This is a genomic window from Streptomyces sp. NPDC006610 (genome assembly GCF_040611575.1).
Lineage (GTDB): Bacteria > Actinomycetota > Actinomycetes > Streptomycetales > Streptomycetaceae > Streptomyces.
In genome coordinates, this window is sequence record NZ_JBEXOP010000052.1 from 1 (window position 1) to 23571 (window position 23571).

Here is a 23571-nt window from a genome sequence, read left to right on the forward strand (position 1 = left end):
GGTCCGGCGCCACCGCATCCACCGACGCATGCCCGAGAACACCCGCCACATGCCCCCGCACCAACTCCACAACCACCCGCCGACGATCCACACCCGCCAGACCCGCCAGCCGGCCCCGCAACGCCGAGCCGTCCACACCCCCCGCCACCCGCGCCACCCGCCGACCCGGCACCCGCACCAGCCCACGCAGCAGCGGCGGCACGGCATCCGACCCGCCCAGCACCCCCAGGTCCCACCGCACCGCCACCACGGCAGCCTCGCCCGACGCCACACTCGCGTCGAACAGCGCCAGCCCTTCCTCCACGGACAACGCGGGCATCCCCGCCCGTCGCATCCGCTCCACATCGACAGCCGCCAGCTCGCCACCCAGGCCGACGTCCCACAACCCGAACGCCATCGATGCCGCGGGCAGCAGCCCCTCCGCCCGGCGCTGCAGGGCGAGCGCGTCCAGGAAGGCGTTGGCGGCCGCGTAGTTGGCCTGTCCGGTCGAACCGAGCGTCCCCGCGACCGACGAGAACAGCACGAACGCCGTGAGGTCGAGGTCCCGCGTCAACTCGTGCAGATACCAGGCCGCGTCCGCCTTCGCCGCGAGCACGGCGTCCACGCGCTCCCGCGTCAACGACCCCACCAACCCGTCATCGAGCACACCGGCCGCATGCACGACACCCCGCAGCGGACGCTCGTCGGGTATCCGGGCCAGAACGTCCTCGAGCGCCGCACGGTCCGCCACATCGCACGCGATGACCGCGACCTCGGCGCCCAGCCGACCCAGCTCCGCCCGCAACTCCTGAGCCCCGGGAGCCTCCGGTCCACGGCGGCTGGTCAGCACCAGGTGCCGTACACCGTGCTCCACCACCAAGTGCCGCGCCACCAGCGCACCCAGACCACCGGTACCACCCGTGACCAGCACCGTGCCCGCGGCATCCCACACCACCCGGTCCCCCCGAACCGGCACCTCCAGCCGCACGAGCCGCGGCACGAACACCCGGCCCTCCCGCACCGCCACTTCCGGCTCGCCCGCCGCGAGAGCAGCGCCCACCCCGCCGGACGATTCATCGGTGTCCACCAGAACGAAGCGCCCCGGGTTCTCGGCCTGTGCCGCGCGCACGAGGCCCCACACCGGAGCCTGCGTGATGTCCACCGGCGCACCGGCCTCGGTGGCCACGGCCCGATGCGTCACGACCGCCAGCGTCGCCCCGGCGAACCGCTCGTCGGCCTGCCACTTCCGTACGACGTCCAGGACCCGATACGTCCCCGCCCGCACCGCCGCCGGCACGTCACCCTCGACCGCGGCGCACATGAGCACCACGGTCCCCGTGACAGGACCCTCTGCGGGCAGCTCTTCCCAGGTCGTCCACTCCGTCCCGGCAATCGCAGCACCCGACAGCGGACTCCACCGCACACGGAACAGCGACTCGTCATGCGCGGTGCCAAGCTGCTCGGCCGACACCGCACGCCCGACAACGGATCCGACCGACACCACCGGTCGCCCGGAAGCGTCAGCCACCTGCACCGACAGGCTCTCCGACGTCGGCCGCGTCACCCGCACCCGCACCACGGACGCACCCACCGCATGCAACCGCACGTCGTTCCACACGAACGGCAGCACCGGCTCACCACCCTCGGTACCACCGACCAGAGCCACATGCATCGCCGCATCCAGCAACGCCGGATGAATGCCGAACCCCTCGACGGCGGACGCGTCCGGAAGCGCCACCTCGGCGAACAACTCGTCGCCGCGCCGCCAGGCCGCCCCCAGCCCTCGGAACATCGGGCCGTACTCATATCCGAGCCGGGCCAATTCCTCGTAAGCACCCGCCAGATCGATCGCGACCGCGTCCAACGGGGGCCACGCGGACAACTCGAACTCCGGCTCCGGACCAGCCGGGGCCAGCACACCCTCCGCATGCAGCGTCCACGCTCCGTCCGCCCGGTCCTCGGCACGCGAATGCACCGAGAGCGTGCGACGTCCGGCACCGTCCGCCGCACCCACCGCGGCCTGCACCTGCACGCCGCCGGACTCGGGCAGCACCAGCGGAGCGTGGAGCGCCAGCTCTTCCAGCGCGTCGCATCCCACGTGGTCGCCCGCCCGCATGGCCAGCTCCACGAAGCCGCTGCCGGGGAACAGCAGCGCCTCGCCCACCTGGTGATCGGCCAGCCAGGAGTGGACCTGTGTCGAGAGGCGTCCGGTGAGCACGATGCCGTCCGAGTCGGCCAGCGTGACCGTGGCGGCGAGCAGCGGATGCCCCGTCGGCACCAGCCCTGCCGACGCGACGTCTCCGGAGTTACGCGGTACGTCGAGCCAGTAGCGCTCGCGCTGGAAGGCGTACGTCGGCAGCTCGACCCGCCGCGCGCCGGTCCCGGCGAAGAACGCGTCCCAATCCACCGCCGCCCCGGAGACATGCAGCCGGGCCAGCGCAGTGACCAGCGTCTCGGGCTCGGGACGATTCCGACGCGACGACGCCACCACGACCGCGTCCTCGGAGTCCACGCTCTGGCGAGCCATCCCTGCCAGCACACCGTCCGGGCCCAGCTCCAGGAAACGGGTGACGCCTTCGGCCTCCAGCACGCGGACGGTGTCGGCGAAACGGACCGCCTCCCGGACCTGCCGCACCCAGTAACCGGGAGTCGCCATCTCCTCCGCGAGAGCACCGCTCACCGTCGAGAGCACCGCTATCCGCGGCTGCCCATACGTCAGCCGACTCGCGACCTCACGGAACTCCGCGAGCATCGGCTCCATCAACACCGAGTGGAACGCGTGGGACACCGCCAGGCGGGTCGTCTTCCGCCCCTCGGCCTCAAAACGAGCCGCGACCTCCGACACCGCGCTCTCCGCACCCGAGACCACCACCGCCTGCGGGCCATTGACCGCTGCAATGCCGACACAGCCGGTGAGCAGCAGCCGTACCTCGTCCTCGGACGCCTGCACCGCCACCATCGCCCCACCCGCCGGCAACGCCTCCATCAACCGGCCCCGAGCAGCCACCAACCGCACCGCATCCGCCAGCGACAACACACCCGCCACATGCGCCACAGCCACCTCACCGACCGAATGCCCCGCAACGAAGTCCGGCCGCACCCCCCACGACTCCACCAACCGGAACAACGCCACCTCAAACGCAAACAGAGCAGGCTGAGCGAAGCCGGTCCGCTCCAGCAGCCCTCCGTCCTCGCCCCACACCACATCCCGCAACGGCCGGTCGAGAAGCACATCCAACTCACCGACAACCGCATCGAACGCCGCCGCGAACACCGGATAAGCCACATACAACTCCCGCCCCATACCAAGCCGCTGCGCCCCCTGCCCCGTGAACAGGAACGCCGTCCGCCCACCCCGACGCACCACCCCCGACACCACACCCGGCCCCGGCACACCAGCCGCCACCGCAGCCAGCCCACCACACAGAACCCCGACATCGGAGCCGTCCCCCACCACCACCGCACGATGCTCGAACCCAGCCCGGGACGTGGCCAGCGAATACGCCACATCCAGCACATCGCACCCACCAGCCACCGGCAGCAGCTTCTCCGCCTGCCCCGCCAACGCAGCCGCCGTCCGCCCCGACACCACCCACGGCACCACCGGCAACCCCACCCCAGCCACCGGCCTCTCCACCTCGTCCACCGACGACGGGACCTGCTCCACGATCACATGCGCATTCGTCCCGCTCAGCCCGAACGAGGACACGGCGGCCCGCCGGGGGGCTCCCGCGGAGGGGCGTTCCCAGGTGCGGTTCTCGGTGAGGAGGCGGACGTTGCCGGTCGTCCAGTCGACGCGCGGGGAGGGTTGGTCGACGTGCAGGGTGCGCGGCAGCAGTCCGTGCCGCATGGCCAGCACCATCTTGATGACGCCGGCGACTCCCGCGGCGGCCTGGGCGTGGCCCATGTTGGACTTGACGGAGCCGAGCCACAGGGGCCGGTCCGCCGGGCGGCCCTTGCCGTAGGTGGCGAGGAGGGCCTGGGCCTCGATCGGGTCGCCGAGGACCGTGCCAGTGCCGTGGGCCTCGACCACGTCGACGTCGGCGGCGGTCAGGCCCGCCGCGGAGAGCGCCTGCTGGATGACCCGTTGCTGGGCCGGTCCGTTGGGGGCGGTCATGCCGCTGGAGGCGCCGTCCTGGTTGACGGCGGAGCCGCGGATCACGGCGAGGACTGGGTGGCCGTTGCGACGGGCGTCGGACAGGCGTTCCAGCAGCAGGATGCCGGCGCCCTCGGCCCAGCCGGTGCCGTCCGCCGCGCCGGCGAAGGACTTGCAGCGGCCGTCGAGGGCGAGGCCCCGCTGTTCGCTGAAGTACAGGAGCATCTCGGGGGTCGCCATCACGGTGACCCCGCCGGCCAGGGCGAGGGAGCACTCGCCGGATCGCAGGGCCTGCGCGGCGAGGTGCAGGGACACCAGGGAGGACGAGCAGGCGGTGTCGACGCTGACCGCGGGGCCCTCCAGGCCCAGGGTGTAGGCGACGCGGCCGGAGACGAAGCTTCCCGCGCTGCCGCCGTCGTAGTCGTGGTACATCACTCCGGCGTAGACGCCGGTGCGGCTGCCGCGCAGGGTGGTGGGGTCGATCCCCGCGCGTTCCAGGGTCTCCCAGCAGACCTCGAGGAGCAGGCGCTGCTGGGGGTCCATGACCAGGGCGTCGCGTGGGGAGATGCCGAAGAACGCGGCGTCGAAGTCGGCGGCGTCGTGCAGGAAGCCGCCTTCGCGGGCGTAGCTCTTGCCGGGTTTGCCGGGTTCCGGGTCGTAGACGCCGGGGTCCCAGCCGCGGTCGTCGGGGAAGGGGGTCACCAGGTCGGCGCCGTCGGTGACGAGCCGCCACAGGTCCTCGGGCGTGGCTGCGCCGCCGGGGAACCGGCAGCCCATGGCGACGATGGCGATGGGTTCGTTGGCGGCGGCGGTGAGGCTGCCGTTCTCCTTGCGCAGCCGTTCGTTCTCCAGCAGGGACTTGCGCAGTGCTTCGACGACCTGCTCCACCGATGTGCTCACGTCGCCCTCCCGTCAGTCGGAGTCGCCGGCCGCCATGGCCGCGCGTACCAGGTCGTCGATGTCCATGTTCTTGATGGCTTCGCTGCGGTCCTCGGAGCTGTCGCCGGCGCCGTCGCCGGCGGTGCTCCCCGCGTCGGTGTCCGCGCCGCTCCCGGCGGCGGTCACGGGCGCGCCGCCCGGATCGCCGTTCGCCTGGGCGGTGGCGAGGCCGAGGAGGGTGTCGAGCAGTCCGGCCTCGCGGAGCCGGGCGATGGGGATGGATGCCAGCGTGCGGCGGATCGATCCCTCGTCCTGCCCCGCGGCCTTTCCCCCGTCCTCCGTTCGGACCGCATCCGCGTCCGCGTCCCCGTCCTGTGCCGGCAGGAGTTCCGTGCGCAGGTGCCGGGCCAGCGCCTCGGAGTTGGGGTGGTCGAACATCAGCGTCGCCGGGAGCCGCAGGCCGGTCGCGGACTGGAGCCGGTTGCGCAGCTCGATCGCGCCCAGCGAGTCGAGGCCCAGTTCGGTGAAGCCCCGCGTCGGGGGGATCGCTGCGGGGTCGCCGTGGCCGAGGACGGCGGCGGCGTGGCCCTGGACGAACTGGAGGAGGTAGCGGTCGCGGTCGCTCTCGCCGAGGTCGGCGAGGGTGCGTTCCAGGGTGGGCGTACCGGCTTTCCCGTCGCCTGCGCGCGCACCCTCCCGTGCCGATCCCGCTGCGGCTGCCGTGCGTACCAATCCCCGTAGCAGAGACGGGAGTTCGTCGGCGCGGCGGGCGAGGGCTGCGCGGTCCAGGGGGATCGGGGCCAGGACGGGGTGGTGCGTGCGCAGGGCGTCGTCGAGCAGGGCGACGCCCTCTGCCGCGGACAGTTCGGCGACGCCGGAGCGGTTGACGCGTTCGAGGTCGGTCGTGCCGAGTTCCTCGCCCGCGTCGACGGTGCCTTCCCACAGGCCCCAGGCCAGGGAGTGGGTCGGGAGGCCCTGGGCGGCCCGGTGTTCGGCCAGGGCGTCGAGGAAGACGTTGGCGGCGGCGTAGTTGGCCTGCCCCGCAGCGAGGATCATGCCGCCGGCCGACGAGTACAGGACGAACGCGCTCAGGTCGAGGTCTTTGGTCAACTCGTGCAGATGCCAGGCGGCGTCCGCCTTCGGCCGCAGGACGCGGGCCACTTGCTCGGGGGTCAGCGAGCCGACGAGGCCGTTGTCCATCACCCCGGCGGCGTGCACGACGCCGGTGAGCGGGTGGGCGGCGCGGACCGACGCCAGCAGGCCGGCCAGCGCCTCGCGGTCGGCGGCGTCGACCGCCGCGAGACGAACCCGTGCTCCCAACTCGGTCAGTTCGGCGGCCAGTTCCTTCGCTCCGGGGGCGTCCGCGCCCCGACGGCCGGCGAGCACCAGGTGCCGTACTCCGTGGTCGGTGACCAGGTGCCGGGCGGTGAGCGCGCCGAGCAGCCCGGTTCCTCCCGTGATCAGCACCGTGCCGTCACCGAACCGGGCGTCGGTTCCGGCGGCGGGCTGCGGCCCGGCCGCCGGCTGTGTCCCGGCCACAGACCGTGCGCCGGCCGCGGAGCGCGCCCCGACCGCCGGCCGCGCCCCGGCCTCTGCCTGCGCGCCCGTGGCGGGCACCGGCCGCAGCCGTGGCACCCGTACGACTCCACGCCGGACGGCGAGTTCGGGTTCCGACGAGGCAAGCGCGCCCCGCAGTGCCCGGGCCGACGCGGGGGCGGCGTCGAGGTCGATCACCGCGAACCGCCCCGGATGCTCCGCCTGCGCGGCCCGCACCACCCCCCACAAGGGCGCCTGCGCGAGGTCGACGGAGTCGCCCGGGCGCTCCACGACCACCGCGTTCCGGGTGAGGACCACCAGCCGGACCGCCGTGAGGCGTGCGTCGGCCAGCCAGTCGCCGAGCACGGCGAGCAGTTCCTGCGTCGCCGCACGCACCCGGTCCGGTACGGAGGCGCCGCCTTCCGCACCCAGGGCGTCCTCGACGCCGTTGAACAGCACGATGTGCGGCAGCGACGCGCCCGCGTTCAGGGCCGTTCGCAGGGCGGCGAGCGAGGCGTACGACGGGCAGGAACCGCTCTCGGCCAGGCCGGCCGGCACCGGACCGACGACGGCGAGGCCCTCCCGCGGCGGTGTCGGCTCCGAGGTCGCGCCCCCCTCGGCCCGCTCGCCCCCCTCGGCCCGCTCCTCCCAGTGGACGCGGAACAGCGCCTCGTGCGACGGCGCACCGGCCGCCGCCAGCTGGTCGGCCGTGACCTCCCGCACGACCAGCGCGTCGACCGTGGCGACGGGGGCGCCGGTCGGGTCGGTGATGCGCAGCGCCACCGCGTCCGGGCCCGGCTTGGTGAGCCGTACGCGCAGGGTCGCCGCGCCGGTGGTGTGCAGGCGCACTCCGGTCCAGGCGAACGGCAGTGCGGTGCGGTCGGCCTCGGCCCGGCCCTCGTCGAGGACGCGCTCCACGTGCAGGGCCGCGTCCAGGAGGGCGGGGTGGAGGCCGAAGGAGGCTGCCTCGGCGCGGTTGCTCTCGGGCAGGACGATCTCGGCGAACAGTTCGCCGTCGCGCCGCCATGCGGCCCTGAGTCCCTGGAAGACGGGGCCGTAGCCGTAGCCCAGGCGGGCGAGGTCGGCGTACAGGTCGGCGACGTCCACGGGGCGGGCGTTGGCCGGGGGCCATGCCGAGGCGTCCGCGTCGCCGCCCGGGGCGGCGGGGGCGAGGACGCCGCGGACGTGGCGGGTCCACGGCCGGTCGCCGGGCGCGTGGTCGGGGCGGGAGTAGACGGCGACGCCGCGCCTGCCGGGCGTGCGCGCGCCGTCGCCGCCGCCGTCCGGGATTCCGCCCTCGGGGCCGACGACGACCTGTACGGCGACTCCGCCGCGGTCGGGCAGCACCAGCGGGGCTTCCTGGGTCAGCTCCTCGAGCAGCGTGCAGCCCGTCTCGCGGCCGGCGCGCAGCGCCATCTCGACGAAGGCCGTGCCGGGCAGCAGGGTGGCGCCGAGGACGGCGTGGTCGGCCAGCCAGGGGTGGGTGTCCAGGGCGAGACGGCCGGTCAGGACGGGCGCGCCGGTCTCGGGCGACTCCACCACCGCGCTCAGCAGCGGGTGCCCGGCGGCGACCTGGCCGAGGCCGGCGGCGTCGCGGGCGGCGGCGGGCGCGTCGAGCCAGTACCTGCGGCGCTGGAAGGCGTACGTGGGGAGGGGGACGCGGCGTGCGCCGTGCGGGGCGAAGTACCCGTCCCAGTCCGGGCGCGCGCCCGACAGGTGCAGCCGGGCCAGCGCGGTCGCGAGCGTCTCGGTCTCGTCCCGGTCCCGGCGCTGGACGGCGACCACGACAGGGCCGTCCCCGCCCCCGTCCCCCGCGTTGCGACGACCGCCGTCCGCGCCGCCGTACGCGTCCAGGGTCGCCTCGGTCAGCGCGGCGAGGACGCTGTCGGGGCCGACCTCCACGAACCGCGTGACGCCCTCGTCGCGCAGCCGGCGCACGCCGTCGGCGAAGCGCACCGCCTCGCGGACGTGGCGGACCCAGTGGTCCGGGGACGTCAGTTGGCCCGGGGCGGCGACCGTGCCGGTGAGGTTGGTGACCACCGTGAGCCGCGGTTCGGCGTAGGCGAGGCTCTCGGCGACCTTGCGGAAGTCGGCGAGCATCGGCTCCATCAGGGGAGAGTGGAAGGCGTGCGACACGCGCAGTTCGCTGGTCCTGCGGCCCCGGTCGCGCAGGGTGCCGGCGATGTCCCGCACCTCCTCGGCAGGACCGGAGACGACGACCGCGCGCGGTCCGTTGACGGCGGCGATGCCCGTCCGCGCGGTGAGCAGCGGCTGCACCTCGTCCTCGGTGGCCTCGACGGCGGTCATGGCGCCGCCGGCGGGAAGGGCCTGCATCAACCGGCCGCGTGCGGCGACGAGTTCGGCGGCGTCGGGCAGGGACAGGACGCCGGCGACGTGAGCGGCGGCCAGTTCGCCGACGGAGTGGCCCATGACGGCGTCCGGTCGCGCGCCGAAGGACTCGAGGAGCCGGAACAGGGCCACTTCGAAGGCGAACAGGGCGCTTTGGGTGTACTGCGTCTCGTTCAGCAGGGCTGCCTCTGGCGAGTCCGGCCGGGCGGACATCAGCTCGCGCAGCGGGCGGTCCAGCCCGGGGTCGAGGTGGGCGCAGACCTCGTCGAGGGCGTCGGCGAACACGGGGTACGTCTCGTGGAGCCGGCGGGCCATGCCGGGTCGCTGGGTGCCCTGGCCGGAGAAGAGGTACGCGGTCCGTCCGCCCGGGTGGAGGGCGCCGCGCAGGACGGCCGGGTGCGGTGCGCCGGCGGCCAGCGCGGTGAGGGCGTGCAGGGCGGTGTCGCGGTCGGCGGCGAGGACGGCGGCCCGGTGGTCCAGTGCCGTGCGAGTGGTCGCCAGGGAGCGGGCGACGTCGGGCAGGTCCAGGTCGGGGCGGTCGGCGAGGTGGGCGCGCAGGCGCTCCGCCTGGGCGGGCAGGGCGGCCTCGGCCGCGGCGGACAGCAGCAGGGGTACGGCACGCGGCGGCGGCGTCCGTACGGACACGGACGGTGCGGGGCCGGCGGCCGGCGTTCCCCTCACGACGGTCGCGAGGGGCGTGTCGGGCGCGACAGGTGCGACGGCTCCGTCAGCTCCGTCAGTTGTGTTGGGTGCGTCAGGCGTGTTGGGTGCGTCAGGCGTGTTGGGTGCGTCAGGCGTGTTGGGTGCGTCAGGCGTGTTGGGGGCCTGTTCCACGATGACGTGGGCGTTGGTGCCGCTGAGGCCGAAGGAGGAGACGGCGGCGCGGCGGGGGCGGGTGCGGGCGGGCCAGGGGCGGGCCTCGGTGAGCAGTCGTACGTCGCCGGCCGTCCAGTCGACCTCGGGCGAGGGGGCGTCGACGTGCAGGGTGCGCGGCATGATCCCGTTGCGGATGGCCATGACCGTCTTGATGACGCCGCTGACGCCGGCGGCGGCCTGGGCGTGGCCGATGTTCGACTTGATGGAGCCCAGCCACACCGGGTCGTCCTGCGGGCGGTCCTGGCCGTAGGTGGCGAGCAGGGCCTGTGCCTCGATGGGGTCGCCGAGCCGGGTGCCGGTGCCGTGGCCCTCGATCAGGTCGACGTCGGCGGCGGCGAGCCCGGCGGCGGCGAGGGCGCGTTGGATGACCCGCTGCTGCGAGGGGCCGTTGGGCGCGGTGAGCCCGTTGCTGGCGCCGTCCTGGTTGACGGCGGAGCCGCGGACGACGGCGAGCACCTCGTGCCCGTTGCGCCGGGCGTCGGACAGCCGTTCGAGGAGGAGGACGCCGAGGCCCTCGGACCATCCGGTGCCGTCGGCCGCGGCGGAGAAGGCCTTGCAGCGGCCGTCGGCGGACAGGCCGCGCTGCTGGCTGAACTCGATGAAGATCTCCGGAGTGGACATCACGGTCACGCCGCCGGCCAGGGCCATGCCGACCTCGCCGCGCCGGATGGCCTGGCAGGCCATGTGGAGGGCGACCAGGGAGGAGGAGCAGGCGGTGTCGACGCTCACGGCGGGGCCTTCGAGGCCGAGGGTGTAGGCGACGCGGCCGGTGAGGACGCTGGCCGCGGTGCCGTTGCCGAGGTAGCCGGCGACGTCGTCGGGGATCTCCTGCAGACGGGTGCCGTAGTCGTGGTACATGACGCCGGCGTAGACGCCGGTCTGGGTGCCGCGCATGCTCGCCGGGTCGATGCCGGCGCGTTCGAAGGCCTCCCAGGACGCCTCCAGCAGCAGGCGCTGCTGCGGGTCCATGGCCACCGCCTCGCGCGGTGAGATGCCGAAGAAGTCGGGGTCGAAGTCGGCGGCGTCGTAGAGGAATCCGCCCGCGCGGGTGTAGGTGCGGCCGGGCAGCCCGGGCTCGGGGTCGTAGACGCCCTCGGTGTCCCAGCCGCGGTCGGCGGGGAAGCCGGCCACGGCGTCGCGGCCGTCGGCGACGAGGTCCCACAGGTCCTCGGGGCCGCGGACGCCGCCGGGGAAGCGGCAGGCGATGCCGATGATCGCCACGGGTTCGTCGTCCGGGACGGCGACGGCGGCCGGTTCCGGCCCCGGCGCGGCTTCCGGTTCCGGGTCCGTGCGGAGCCGGTCGGCGAGGAGGGCGGCGACGGAGCGGGTGGTGGGGTGGTCGAAGACCAGGGTCGCCGGGAGCCGCAGGCCGGTGGCGGTGGTGAGGGCGTTGCGCAGTTCGACGGCGGCGAGGGAGTCGAAGCCGAGTTCCTTGAAGGCGCGGTCGGGGCCGACGGCCGCGGCGCCGGTGTGGCCGAGGACGGTGGCGACGTGGGTCGCGACCAGGTCGAGGAGGGCGCGTTCCCGCGCGGCCGGGGTCAGTGCGGCGAGGCCGCGGGCGAGGTCGCCGGTCGCGGGGGCGGCAGTGGTACGCGCGGTGCGGCGGGCGGTGGTGCGGGCGGCGAGGGCCCGCAGCAGGGGCGGGGTGTCGTCGCCGCGTGCGCGGAGGGCGGCGGGGTCGGTCTTGAGCGGGGCGAGCAGGGCGTGGGGGGTGCGCAGGGCGGCGTCGAGGAGGGCGAGGCCCTCGGTGGCGGGCAGGGCGGGCAGGCCGAGGCGGGCGGTGCGGTCGAGGTCGGCGTCGGTGAGGTCGCCGCCGAGGCCGGTGGCGACGGCCCACAGGCCGAAGGCGAGGGCGGTGGCGGGCAGTCCGGCGGCCCTGCGATGGTGGGCGAGGGCGTCGAGGAAGACGTTGGCGGCGGCGTAGTTGGCCTGTCCGGCCGGCATGACGAGGCCGCCGGCGGAGGAGAACAGGACGAACGCGGTCAGGCTCTGTTCCTTCGTCAGCTCGTGCAGGTGCCAGGCGGCATCGAGTTTGGGGCGCAGGACGGTGTCCAGCCGCTCGGGCGTCAGGTCGCCGATCAGGCCGGGGTCCACGACGCCGGCGGCGTGCACGACACCGGTCAGCGGCCGGTCGGCGGGGACGGCGCCCAGGGCGGCGGCCAGTGCGTCGCGGTCGGCGGCGTCGCAGGCGGCCACCGTGACGTGGGCGCCGAGGTCGCGCAGTTCGGCGGTCAGCTCCCGGGCGGCGGGGGCGTCCATGCCGCGTCTGCTGGTCAGCAGCAGGCTGCGCACGCCGTGCTCGGTGACGAGGTGGCGGGCGGTGAGCGCGCCGAGACCGCTGGTGCCGCCGGTGATCAGGACGGTGCCGTCGGCGTCCCAGGGGGCGCCGGCGTCGGGTACGGCGGTCCGGGCGAGCCCGGGGACCAGGAACCGGCCCGCACGGACGGCGAGTTCGGGTTCGCCGAGCAGTGCGGCGGCGGGCAGCCGGCGCCGGGACTCCTCCGTGCCGTCGGTGTCGATCAGGAGGAGCCGACCGGGGTTCTCGGCCTGGGCCGCGCGGACCAGTCCCCATACGGGCGCCTGGGCGAGGTCGGTGAGGTCGGCGTCGCCGACGGCCGCGACCGCGCCCTGGGTGACGACGGCCAGCCCGGTGGTGGCGAGCCGCTCGTCCGCGAGCCACGCCTGCACGAGCGCCAGGACGTGGGCGGTCGTCTGCCGCACCGCGCCGGGAGTGTCGGGCGCGGCGGGCCGGGGGCACAGTGCGAGGACGACGTCGGGCAGCGGGTCCGTGCCGTCGGCGAGCGCCGCGAGGGCGTCCGCCGGGGCCGCCGTACCGGCGTGGTCGGCGTCCAGGAAGGCGTGGCGTCCGCGTGCGGCGGGTGCGGGGGCGAGCGGGGTCCACTCGACGTGGAGCAGCGCGTCGGCGACCGTGCCGCGGGCCGCGTCGAGCCGGCGTGCGGAGACCGGTCGGGAGATCAGCGACTCCACGGTCATGACCGGCTGTCCGGTCTCGTCGGCGACGATCATCGCCGACTCCTCGGCGCCCCGGATCCTGCGCACCCACACCCGCAGGGCGGCGGCACCGGTGGAGTGCAGTGTGACGCCGCTCCAGGCGAACGGCAGCAGCGCCCCCGAGCCGCCCTCGTCCCGGTCGACCAGGACGTCGGCGTGCATGGCGGTGTCGAGCAGCGCCGGGTGCAGGCCGTAGCGGGCGGCCTCGCCGCGTACGGCGCCGGCCGCCGGGTCGTCGGGGAGGGCGACCTCGGCGAAGAGTTCGTCGCCGCGTCGCCAGGCGGCCCGCATGCCCTGGAAGGCGGGACCGTAGTGGTAGCCGCGTTCGCGCAGCCGGTCGTAGGCGTCGGTCAGGTCGACGGGGGTGGCCCCGGCGGGGGGCCACCGGGTGAGGTCCGCGGTCGGGGCGGGGGTGTCGGGTGCGGCGGCGGTTCGGGGGGTGAGGAAGCCGGCTGCGTGGCGGGTCCAGGCGTCGGCCGGGGCGCCGTCGCGGCGGGAGTGGATGTGCAGAGTGCGGCGGCCGGTCCCGTCCGGGGGGCCGGCCACGACGCGCAGCGCGACGCCGCCCCGTTCGGGCAGGACCAGCGGCGCTTCCAGGGTGAGTTCCTCGAGCCGGTCGCAGCCGGTCTCGTCGCCGGCGCGCACGGCCAGCTCGACGAAGGCGGTGCCGGGCAGCAGGACGGAGCCGAGGACGGCGTGGTCGGCGGTCCAGGGCTGGCCGGTCGGGGAGAGGCGGCCGGTCAGCACGACGCTGCCGTTCTCCGGGGAAAGGGCGGCGGCGCCGAGGATCGGGTGGTCGACGGGGTCCAGTCCCGCGGAGCCGACGTCGCCCGCTCCGGCCGCCGCGCGCAGCCAGTAGCGCTGCCGCTGGAAGGCGTACGTCGGCAGGTCGACGTGGCCGTGCCCGCGGTCGCCGAGGACCGCGTCCCAGGCCACGGACGCGCCTTTGGCCCACAGGGCGCCGGCGCCGGCGAGGACCTCGCGCTCCTCGTCGCGGTCGCGGCGCAGCAGCGGCACGCACACGCCGGCCCGGCCGGTGTCGAGGCACTCCCGGGCGAGCGCGGTGAGCACGGCGTCGGGGCCGATCTCGGCGAAGGCGACGGCCCCGGCGCGCTCGGCGGCCCGCAGCGCGTCGGCGAAGCGGACCGTCGCGCGGACGTGCCGCACCCAGTACTCCGGGGTGACGAGGTCGCCGTCCTCGGCCGGGGCGCCGGTCACCGTGGAGACGATCGGCAGGCGCGGGGGTGCGTAGGTCAGTTGCTCGGCGACGGCGCGGAACGCGGCGAGCATCGGTTCCATCAGCGGGGAGTGGAAGGCGTGCGAGACGGTGAGCCGGGTGGTCGTGCGTCCCCGCGCCGCCAGCCGGTCCGCCGCCTCGGCGACGGCGTCCTCGGCGCCGGACAGGACGACGGACCGGGGCCCGTTGACGGCGGCGAGGCCGACCCGGCCGGACAGCAGCGGCAGCACCTCGTCCTCGCTCGCGCGTACGGCGACCATGGCGCCGCCGGCGGGCAGTTCCCGCATCAGCAGGCCGCGCGCGGCGACCAGCCGGGCGGCGTCGGGCAGGGACAGCACCCCGGCGACGTGGGCGGCGGCGATCTCCCCGACGGAGTGGCCGACGAGCACGTCGGGGCGCAGGCCCCAGGACTCCGCCAGCCGGAACAGGGCGACCTCCAGCGCGAACAGGGCGGGCTGGGCGTACTCGGTGCGGTCGAGGGCGGCCGGGTCCGTGCCCCACATCACCTCGCGCAGCGGCCGGTCCAGGTGCGCGTCCACTTCCGCGGCCACGGCGTCGAAGGCGTCCGCGAAGTGCGGGAAGGCGGCGTGCAGGGCGCGGCCCATGCCGAGGCGCTGGGCGCCCTGCCCGGTGAACAGGAAGGCGGTCCTGCCGTCGCGGACCTGCCCCGCGGGGAGCGGGCCGTCGAGGGCGCGGGCGAACTCGTCTCGGTCGGCGGCGACGACGACCGCGCGGTGCTCCATGGCGGTCCGGGTGGTGGCCAGCGCGCGGGCGGCGTCGGCGACCTGGTCGTCGCGCAGGGTGCGGGCGAAGGCGGCGAGCCGGGCGGCCTGGGCCCGCAGCGCCTGCGGGGTCCGGGCGGACAGCACCCAGGGCAGGGCCCTGTCGGCGGGCTCCTGCGGGCGAGGACGGTGCGGGGTCTCGGCCGGCGCCTGTTCGATGATCACGTGGGCGTTGGTGCCGCTGATGCCGAAGGAGGAGACGCCGGCGCGGCGCGGACGCCCGCGGTCCGGCCAGGGCGTCGCCCCGGTGAGCAGCCGTACCGCGCCGGCGGACCAGTCCACCTGGTCGGAGGGCTGCTCGGCGTGCAGGGTGGCGGGCAGCAGGCCGTGCCGCATGGCCTGCACCATCTTGATCACGCCGGCCGTGCCCGAGGCCGCCTGGGTGTGGCCCATGTTGGACTTGACCGAGCCCAGCAGCAGCGGCTCGCCGTCGGCGGGGCGTTCCTGGCCGTAGGTCTCCAGCAGGGCCTGCGCCTCGATGGGGTCGCCGAGCCGGGTGCCGGTGCCGTGGCCCTCGACCGCGTCGACGTCCGCCGGGGTGAGCCCCGCGTCGGCCAGCGCCCGGCGGATGACGCGCTGCTGTGCGGGGCCGTTGGGGGCGGTCAGCCCGTTGGACGCGCCGTCGGAGTTGACGGCGGAGCCGCGCAGTACCGCCAGTACCCGGTGCCCGTTGCGCCGGGCGTCGGACAGCCGCTCCAGCAGCACGAGGCCGACGCCCTCGCTCCAGCCGGTGCCGTCCGCGCCCGCCCCGAAGGACTTGCAGCGGCCGTCGGCGGCCAGGCCCCGCTGCCTGCTCATGTCGAGGAAGGTGTCCGGCGTGGACATCACCGTCGCGCCGCCCGCCAGTGCGAGCGTGCACTCGCCGCGGCGCAGGGCCTGGCTCGCCCAGTGCATCGCCACCAGGGACGACGAGCAGGCGGTGTCGACGGTGATCGCGGGGCCCTCCAGGCCGAGCGTGTAGGCAATGCGGCCGGAGGCCATGCCGGCCAGGCTGCCGCTGCCGTGGTAGGCGGCGAGGTCCTCGGGCAGGGGGCCCAGCCGCAGCCCCCAGTCGTGGTACATGACCCCGGCGAAGACTCCGGTACGGCTGCCCCGCAGCGAGGCCGGGTCGATCCCGGCCCGCTCCAGCGTCTCCCAGGCGACCTCCAGCAGCAGGCGCTGCTGCGGGTCCATGGCGTGGGCCTCGCGGGGGCTGATGCCGAAGAAGCCGGGGTCGAACTGTGCGGCGTCGTGGAGGAATCCGCCGTCGGTGGAGTAGGTGCGTCCGGGTTTGCCGGGTTCCGGGTCGTACAGGTCGTCGGCCCAGCCGCGGTCGGTGGGGAACCCGGAGATGACGTCGGCGCCCTCGGTCACCAGCCGCCACAGGTCCTCCGGTGAGGCGACGTCCCCGGGGTAGCGGCAGGCCATGCCGACGATGGCGATGGGGTCGTCGTCGGCCGGCCGCAGGGCCGTCGCGGAAGCGGCGGTCTCGTCGGCCGGGGCGGGGGCGGCTCCGGCGAACAGCTTGTCCGCCAGGTGGCCCGCGAGCGCGGTCGAGGTCGGGTAGTCGAAGGTGAGGGTGGCGCTCAGGCGCAGCCCGGTGGCGGCGGAGAGCCGGTTGCGCAGTTCGACGGCGGCCAGTGAGTCGAAGCCGATGTCGCTGAACGCCCGGGCGGGGCCGACCCGTTCGGCGCCGTCGTGGCCGAGGACCGCGGCGGCCTCGGCGCGGACCAGGTTCAGCAGGACCTCGGACCGCTGTGCCTCGTCGAGCGCGGCCAGCCGCCGCGCCATCGGCGCCGCGTCCGGTCCCGCGCCGGCCCGCGCGCGGCCGGTCGCCGCCGTGCGCCGCGCGGGCCCGCCCGCCAGGTCCCGCAGGAGGGCGGGCACTCCGTCGGGACGGCCGAGCAGAGCCCGGCGGTCGACCCGCAGGGGCAGCACCGCCGGCTCGTCGCCGGCCAGCGCCTCGTCGAGCAGCCGCAGGTTCTCCTCGAAGGTCAGCGGCACCAGGCCCAGGCGTCGGATGCGCTGCAGGGCGGTGTCGTCCAGCCGCTCCCCCATGCCGCCGCCCCCGGCCCACAGGCCCCAGGCCAGCGAGGTCACCGGCCGGCCGTCGGCGGCGCGCTGGGTGGCGAGCGCGTCCAGGAACGCGTTGGCCGCCGCGTAGTTGGCCTGGCCCGCGCCGTCGAGGAGGGTCGCGGCCGAGGAGTACAGGACGAACGCGGACAGGTCCTGGTCCAGGGTGAGTTCGTGCAGGGCCCATGCCGCGTCCACCTTGGGCCGCATGACCCGGTCCAGGCGGTCCGGGGTCAGCGAGCCCACCAGGCCGTCGTCGATCACCCCGGCGGCGTGCACCACGGCGGTGAGCGGGTGCGCGGCGGGGACCGCGGCGAGCAGGGCCGCGAGCTGGGCGCGGTCGGCGACGTCGCAGGCCGTCACCGTCGCCCGCGCGCCCAGGTCGGCGAGTTCCGCGACGAGTTCGGGTGCGCCGGGGGCGTTGGCGCCCCGTCGGCCGGCCAGCAGGAGGTGCCGTACGCCGTGTTCGGCGACCAGGTGGCGGGCCAGGCCGGCGCCGAGGCCTCCGGTGCCGCCGGTGATCAGCACGGTTCCGTCGGGGTTCCACGGCGAGGCCGGCTCCTGCCGGGCACGCGGGGCCGGCGCCAGCCGGGGCACGTGGATCTCCCCGTCGCGCAGGGCGAGTTCGGTCTCGCCCGCGGCGAGGGCCGTGGCGGTCGCGGAGGCGAGCGCGGCGTCCGACGCTGCGGTCCCGTCGAGGTCCAGCAGCAGGAGGCGGCCCGGGTGCTCGGCCTGCGCCGACCGTACGAGGCCCCACACCGGCGCCTGGACCGGATCGGCCCGCTCGCCCTCCCGGACGGCCACCGCGCCCCGGGTGACCACGACGAGGCGCGAGGCGGCCTGCTGCTCGTCGGCGAGCCGGGCCTGCACCACGGCGAGCGCCTCGCCGGCGACCGCGCGGACGGCGGCGGGCACGTCGGCGCCCGCCCCCTCCGTGACGCGGTGGAAGTCCAGGTCCGGGCCCCCGCTCCCCGGGGCCTCCGATTCCGCCGGGCCCGCCGGCCCTGCCGAGGCCACCGCCGGCCCCGGGCCGGGCGGCTCGGCCGCTGCGGCCACCGGCCCCTCCGCCCCGGCGGCGGCAAGCGGCTGCCACCGCACCCGGAACAACGCACCGCTCCCCGTCCCCGCCCGCGGCACGGGCCGTACCGTGAGCGAGTCCACCGACGCCACCGGCGCGCCGGTGGCGTCGGCGACGGCGAGCGAGATCACGTCGCGGTCCGGGGTGACCAGGCGCACCCGGACGGAGGCGGCGCCCGCGGAGTGCAGCGTGAACCCGTTCCAGGAGAACGGCACCCTGGGCTCGCGCTCCCCGGACCGCTGCCCGGCGAGGTCGGAGGCGTGCAGGGCCGCGTCCAGCAGCGCCGGGTGCAGGCCGAAGCCGGGCGCGTCGGCACCGGCCGCCCCTTCGGGGAGCGCGACCTCGGCGAAGACCTCCCCGCCGCGCCGCCACACCGCCCGCACGCCGCGGAAGGCGGGCCCGTAGCCGTAGCCCTCGTCCGCCAGGTCGTCGTACAGGCCGCTCGTGTCGACGGGTTCGGCGCCGGCGGGCGGCCATTGCGCGGCCAGCGCGGCGAGGGCCTCCCGCGCGTCCGGTGACGGCGTGTCGCCGGGGGCGAGGACGCCCGCGGCGTGCCGTACCCAGGCGTCCTCGGCCGGGGCGTCGTCCTCGGGGCGGGCGTGGAACTCGACGGTGCGGCGGCCCGAGCCGTCCGCGGGGCCGACCGCCACCTGGAGGGCGACGCCGCCCGTCGGCGGCAGCGCCAGCGGCGTCTCCAGGGTCAGTTCCTCCAGCCGGGGGCAGCCGGTCTGGTCGCCCGCGCGGACCGCCAGCTCGACGAACGCGGTGCCGGGCAGCAGGGCGGCGCCCAAGATCACGTGGTCGGCCAGCCAGGGATGCGTGGCCAGGGACACCCTGCCGGTGAGCAGGGTCGTGTCGGAGCCGGCGAGGCCCACCACCGCGCCGAGCAGGGGGTGGCCGGCGGCGAGCTGGCCGAGGCCGGACGGGTCGCCGGAGGGGCGCGGCGCGTTGATCCAGTAGCGGCGGCGCCGGAAGGCGTACGTGGGCAGCGGGACGCGGCGTCCCGCGCGGCCGGGGTGGAGCGCCGCCCAGTCGGGGGTGGCGCCGCGTGCGGCGGCGGTGGCGAGCGCGGACAGCGCCTCGTGCGCCTCCGGGCGGCCAGTCCGCAGCAGCGGCGCGAACACCGCGTCGGGGGCGCGGTCTTCGAGGCAGTCGCGGCCCATGGCGCTGAGGACCGGGTCGGGGCCCAGTTCGAGGAAGGTGCGCACGCCGTGCCCGGCCAGCCGGTCGACGCCGTCGGCGAACCGCACCGCGTGGCGGACGTGCCGCACCCAGTACTCCGGGGAGCACAGTTCCTCGGTGGTGGCGAGGCGTCCGGTCACGTTCGAGACGAGGGGGATCCGGGGCGGGGAGTAGTCGAGGATGCGGGCGACGCGGTGGAAGGCGGCGAGCATCGGCTCCATGAGCGGCGAGTGGAAGGCGTGGCTCACGCGCAGCCTGCGGGTCCTGCGGCCCCGGTCGGCGAAGTGCGCGGCGAGTGCGAGGGCGGGCTCCGTCGCGCCGGAGACGACCAGGGACTCGGGGCCGTTGACGGCGGCGATGTCGACCAGGTCGCCGAGCAGTGGCCGTACCTCCGCCTCGGTGGCCCGGACGGCGACCATGGCGCCGTCGGCCGGCAGCTCCTGCATCAGCCGGCCGCGGGCGCCCACCAGCGTCGCCGCGTCGGCGAGGCCCAGCACCCCGGCGGCGTGCGCGGCGGCCAGTTCGCCGACGGAGTGGCCGGCGAGGAAGTCGGGGCGCACGCCCCAGGACTCCAGCAGCCGGAACAGGGCCGTCTCCACGGCGAACAGCGCGGCCTGCGCGTACATCGTCGTGTCGAGCAGGCCGGCGTCGGCGGAGCCCTCCTCGGCGAACAGGACGTCCCACAGGGACACGTCCAGCTGGAGGTCGAGATGGCCGATGGCCTCCTCCAGTGCGGCGGCGAACACCGGGAAGCGGTCGTGGAGTTCGCGTCCCATGGCCGGTCGCTGGCTGCCCTGGCCGGTGAACAGGAACGCGAGCCGGCCCGCGGTGGCCTCCCCGGTGTGGACGCCGGGGGCGGTGCGGCCCTCGGCGACGGCGCGCAGGGCGGTGAGGAGGCCGGCGTGGTCGTCGGCGAGGACGAGGGCGCGGTGTTCGAGGGCGGCGCGGGTGGTGCCGAGGGCGTGGGCGAGGTCGGCGAGGTCGGGTGTGCCGGCGGCGGACTCCAGGTGGGACGCGAGCCGTTCGGCCTGGGCGCGCAAACCGGCCTCGCCGCGGCCGGAGACCATCAGCAGGGCCGGGGACTGCGCCGCTCCCGCGGGCGCCGCGGCCTGCGCGGTGACGTCCTCGCTCGGGGGCTCCTCCAGGATGAGGTGGGCGTTGGTGCCGCTGATGCCGAAGCCGGAGACGCCCGCGCGGCGGGGACGGCCGTCCGTCTCCCAGGGGACTTCCTCGGTCAGCAGCCGGACGGCGCCGGACGACCAGTCGACGTTGGGCGAGGGCGCGTCCACGTGCAGCGTCCTGGGCAGGACGCCGTGCCGCATGGCGCCGATCATCTTGATGACGCCGGCCACGCCGGCCGCGGCCTGGGTGTGGCCGATGTTGGTCTTGACCGAGCCCAGCCACAGCGGCCGTTCGGGCGAGCGGCCGCGTCCGTAGGCGGCGATGAGGGCCTGGGCCTCGACGGGGTCGCCGAGGGTGGTGCCGGTGCCGTGCGCCTCGACGGCGTCGACCTGGTCGGGGGTCAGCCCGGCGGCGGCCAGCGCCTGGCGGATGACCCGCTGCTGTGCGGTGCCGCTGGGAGCGGTGAGGCCGTTGCTGGCGCCGTCCTGGTTGATCGCGGAGCCGCGCAGCAGCGCCAGCACCGGGTGGCCGTTGCGCCGGGCGTCGGAGAGCCGCTCCAGGACCAGCAGGCCGGCGCCCTCCGCGAAGCCGGTGCCGTCGGCCGCCGCGGCGAACGCCTTGACGACGCCGTCGGGGGCCAGTCCCTGCTGCCGGCCGAACTCCATGAACAGGCCGGGGCTGCCCAGCACGGTGACGCCGCCGGCGAGGGCCAGCGCGCACTCGCCGCGGCGCAGCGACTGGGCGGCGAGGTGCAGGGACACGAGCGAGCCGGAGCAGGCGGTGTCGATGGTGAGCGCGGGGCCCTCCAGGCCCAGGGTGTAGGCGACGCGGCCGGAGGCGACGCTCAGCGCGCCGCCGGTGACGAGGTAGCCGGCCAGGTTCTGCGGCGCCTCGTGCATCCGTACGCCGTACTCGGTGGCGCCGGCGGCCACGAACACGCCGGTGCGGCTGCCGCGCAGCGAGCGGGGGTCGATGCCGGAGTCCTCCAGCGCCTCCCAGGCGGTCTCCAGCAGGAGCCGCTGCTGGGGGTCCATCGCCAGGGCCTCGCGCGGGCCGATGCCGAAAAAGTCCGCGTCGAACCCGCCGACGTCGTCGAGGAAGCCGCCGATGCGGGTGGTGACGGCGCCGGCCGCGTCCGGGTCCGCCCCGAGGAGGGCGTCGAGGTCCCAGTCGCGGTCGGTGGGGAACGGGCCTACGGTGCTGCGCCCTTGGGACACGACGTCCCACAGCTCCCGGGCGGAGGAGACCCCTCCCGGGTAGCGCCCGCCGAATCCGACGACGGCCACGGGATCGTCGTCGTCCGCCGCCCGGTCCGGCCGCGCGTCGTCGTCCGCCGTGTGCTCCGCGCCCGACCCGAGGAGTTCGGCGCGCAGGAACGCGGCCAGCCGTTCGGGGCTGGGGTGGTCGAAGGCGACGGTGACGGGCAGGGCCAGCCCGGTGACGGCGCCGAGGCGGGCGTGGAGTTCGACGAGGCCGAGGGAGTCCAGGCCGCACTCGCGGAAGGGGCGCCGGGGGTCGGTGAGCGCGGCCGGCTCCGACGGCCGGACCTTGCGGACCACCTGGACGGTGTGCTCGCACACCAACTCCAGCAGCAGCCGCTCCTGTTCGGGGGCCGGCAGTCCCGCGAGCCGCGGGACGAAGGGCGCCGGCCCCGGCTCCGCGCCCGCTCCGTGTGCCCGCTGCGTGTCAGGGACGTCGGGGTCGAAGCCTCCGGACCGGGCCATCTGCACACTCCAAGTTCGGCGTCGCTGCTGCGGGGAAGCCGCCCACGGCTGGAATCGCACGCTACGGGCGGCGAAAAACCCGGCGGCACCCCTACGGACCCGGCTGTTCTCCCGTCCGGGGCCCACCCCTGGGATCACGGCGTCCATAGGGGTGGGGAATCGTCCCCCGACGTCCCGGACGCCCTGGGACGGACGGGCTCGCACGGCCCCCGGGCCCTGTGTGCGCTGCGGCCCGCACGCCCCCGGACGGGCCCTGTAGGGGTGCGGGGACGCGCTTCTGGGGCCGCTCCCGGGGTCGCCGCGCGCCCGTAGCGGCTTTCATGAGTGCCATGACGAACGTGTCGACGGGGACGGACAGTTGGGTACGGCGGTTCCATCCCGCCGACACGGCCGGGACGCGCCTGGTCTGTTTTCCGCACGCCGGCGGTTCGGCCAGTTACTACTTCCCGGTGTCCCAGGCGCTGTCGCCCGCGGTCGACGTGCTGGCGATCCAGTACCCGGGCCGCCAGGACCGGCGCACCGAGCCGTGCCTCGACGACGTCGGGGAGCTCGCCGAGCGGGCGACCACCGCGCTCGGCCCCTGGACCGACCGCCCGCTGGCGCTGTTCGGCCACAGCCTGGGCGCCACGCTGGCGTACGAGGTGGCGCTGCGGCTGGAGGCGGCCGGCACGGGCCCGGTGGAGCTGTTCGCCTCCGGGCGCCGGGCCCCGTCACGGCACCGTGACGGGCGGGTGCACCTCGGCGACGACGACAGCCTGATCGACACCATCAGGCAGCTCAGCGGCACGGACCCGAGGGCGCTGGAGGACGAGGAGCTGCTGCGCATGGTGCTGCCCGCGATCCGCAGCGACTACAAGGCGGCGGAGACGTACCGGCACCGCCCCGGGCCTCCGCTGTCCTGCCCGATCACCGTCCTCACCGGCGACCACGACCCGGAGGTCACCCGGGACGAGGCCGCGGCCTGGTCGGATCACACCACGGACCGGTTCTCCCTGCACGAGTTCCCCGGCGGCCACTTCTATCTCAACGCCCACGCCGCCACGGTCGTCTCCCTGATCCGCACCCACCTCACGCGGCGCTGACCACCGGGCCGGGCGGGCCGGACCCCGGGGAGCCGGCCCGGCGCCCGCCGTGCCGGCGGGACCGCCGCCGCGCTCGCGGCCGGCCGCGCCGCCCGGCGTTCACCGTGACGCACCCCGGCCGTGCCCGCGGCGCTCGCCCGTGGGGGCGGGGCCGGATATCCCGGCCGTGCCCGGGGACGCTCGGTCAGTAGCCCGGCGCCTTCGCCAACTCCTCGCGGCGGGCGGCGATTTCCGGCTGGTACACCTGCTCGTCCCAGTCCTCGGGCGCAACGGGCGCCAGAGCGATGGAGATCACCCGCTCCTCGACCTCGAACGCCTCCTCGACGGCGGCGGTCACCCGCTCCACCAGGCGGGACCGCTGCTCGGGGGTGAGGTTCTTCGGGAAGTGCTGAATGGTGACGTGCGGCATGAGAGCTTCCTTATGATCGGGCGGGGACCGCGGGTGCGCCGGGCCCCTCGCGTGACCGGCCCGCACCCGGTCGGGTCCGCCTTCCGGGGCGTCCGTCCGACGGTACGGACGCGGTCGGTTTCCGGCGGTGTTGCAGACCCCCGCAATCGATGCAGTGCGGTGACCCGAACCATGGG

General features: G+C 75.9%; 4 protein-coding genes. 1 reads left to right on the plus strand and 3 read right to left on the minus strand.

The annotated features are described in order from the left end of the window. A partial coding sequence (locus ABZY13_RS30140) for a type I polyketide synthase (RefSeq protein WP_356636330.1) occupies window positions 1–4975 on the minus strand: 4975 nt, incomplete at its 3' end. Window positions 4976–4987: 12 nt separating this feature from the next. Then, window positions 4988–21904: a type I polyketide synthase gene (locus ABZY13_RS30145; protein ID WP_356636332.1), complete on the minus strand. Its 16917-nt coding sequence runs from the start codon at window positions 21902–21904 to the stop codon at window positions 4988–4990. Between the two features lie 329 nt (window positions 21905–22233). Here ABZY13_RS30145 and ABZY13_RS30150 point away from each other — a divergent pair, with 329 nt between their 5' ends. Then, window positions 22234–22986: an alpha/beta fold hydrolase gene (locus ABZY13_RS30150; RefSeq protein WP_356636334.1), complete on the plus strand. Its 753-nt coding sequence runs from the start codon at window positions 22234–22236 to the stop codon at window positions 22984–22986. A gap of 184 nt (window positions 22987–23170) precedes the next feature. Here ABZY13_RS30150 and ABZY13_RS30155 read toward each other — a convergent pair whose 3' ends face one another. Beyond that, complete coding sequence (locus ABZY13_RS30155; protein ID WP_356636336.1) at window positions 23171–23395, minus strand: tautomerase family protein; 225 nt, start codon at window positions 23393–23395, stop codon at window positions 23171–23173. Window positions 23396–23571: the final 176 nt, after the last annotated feature.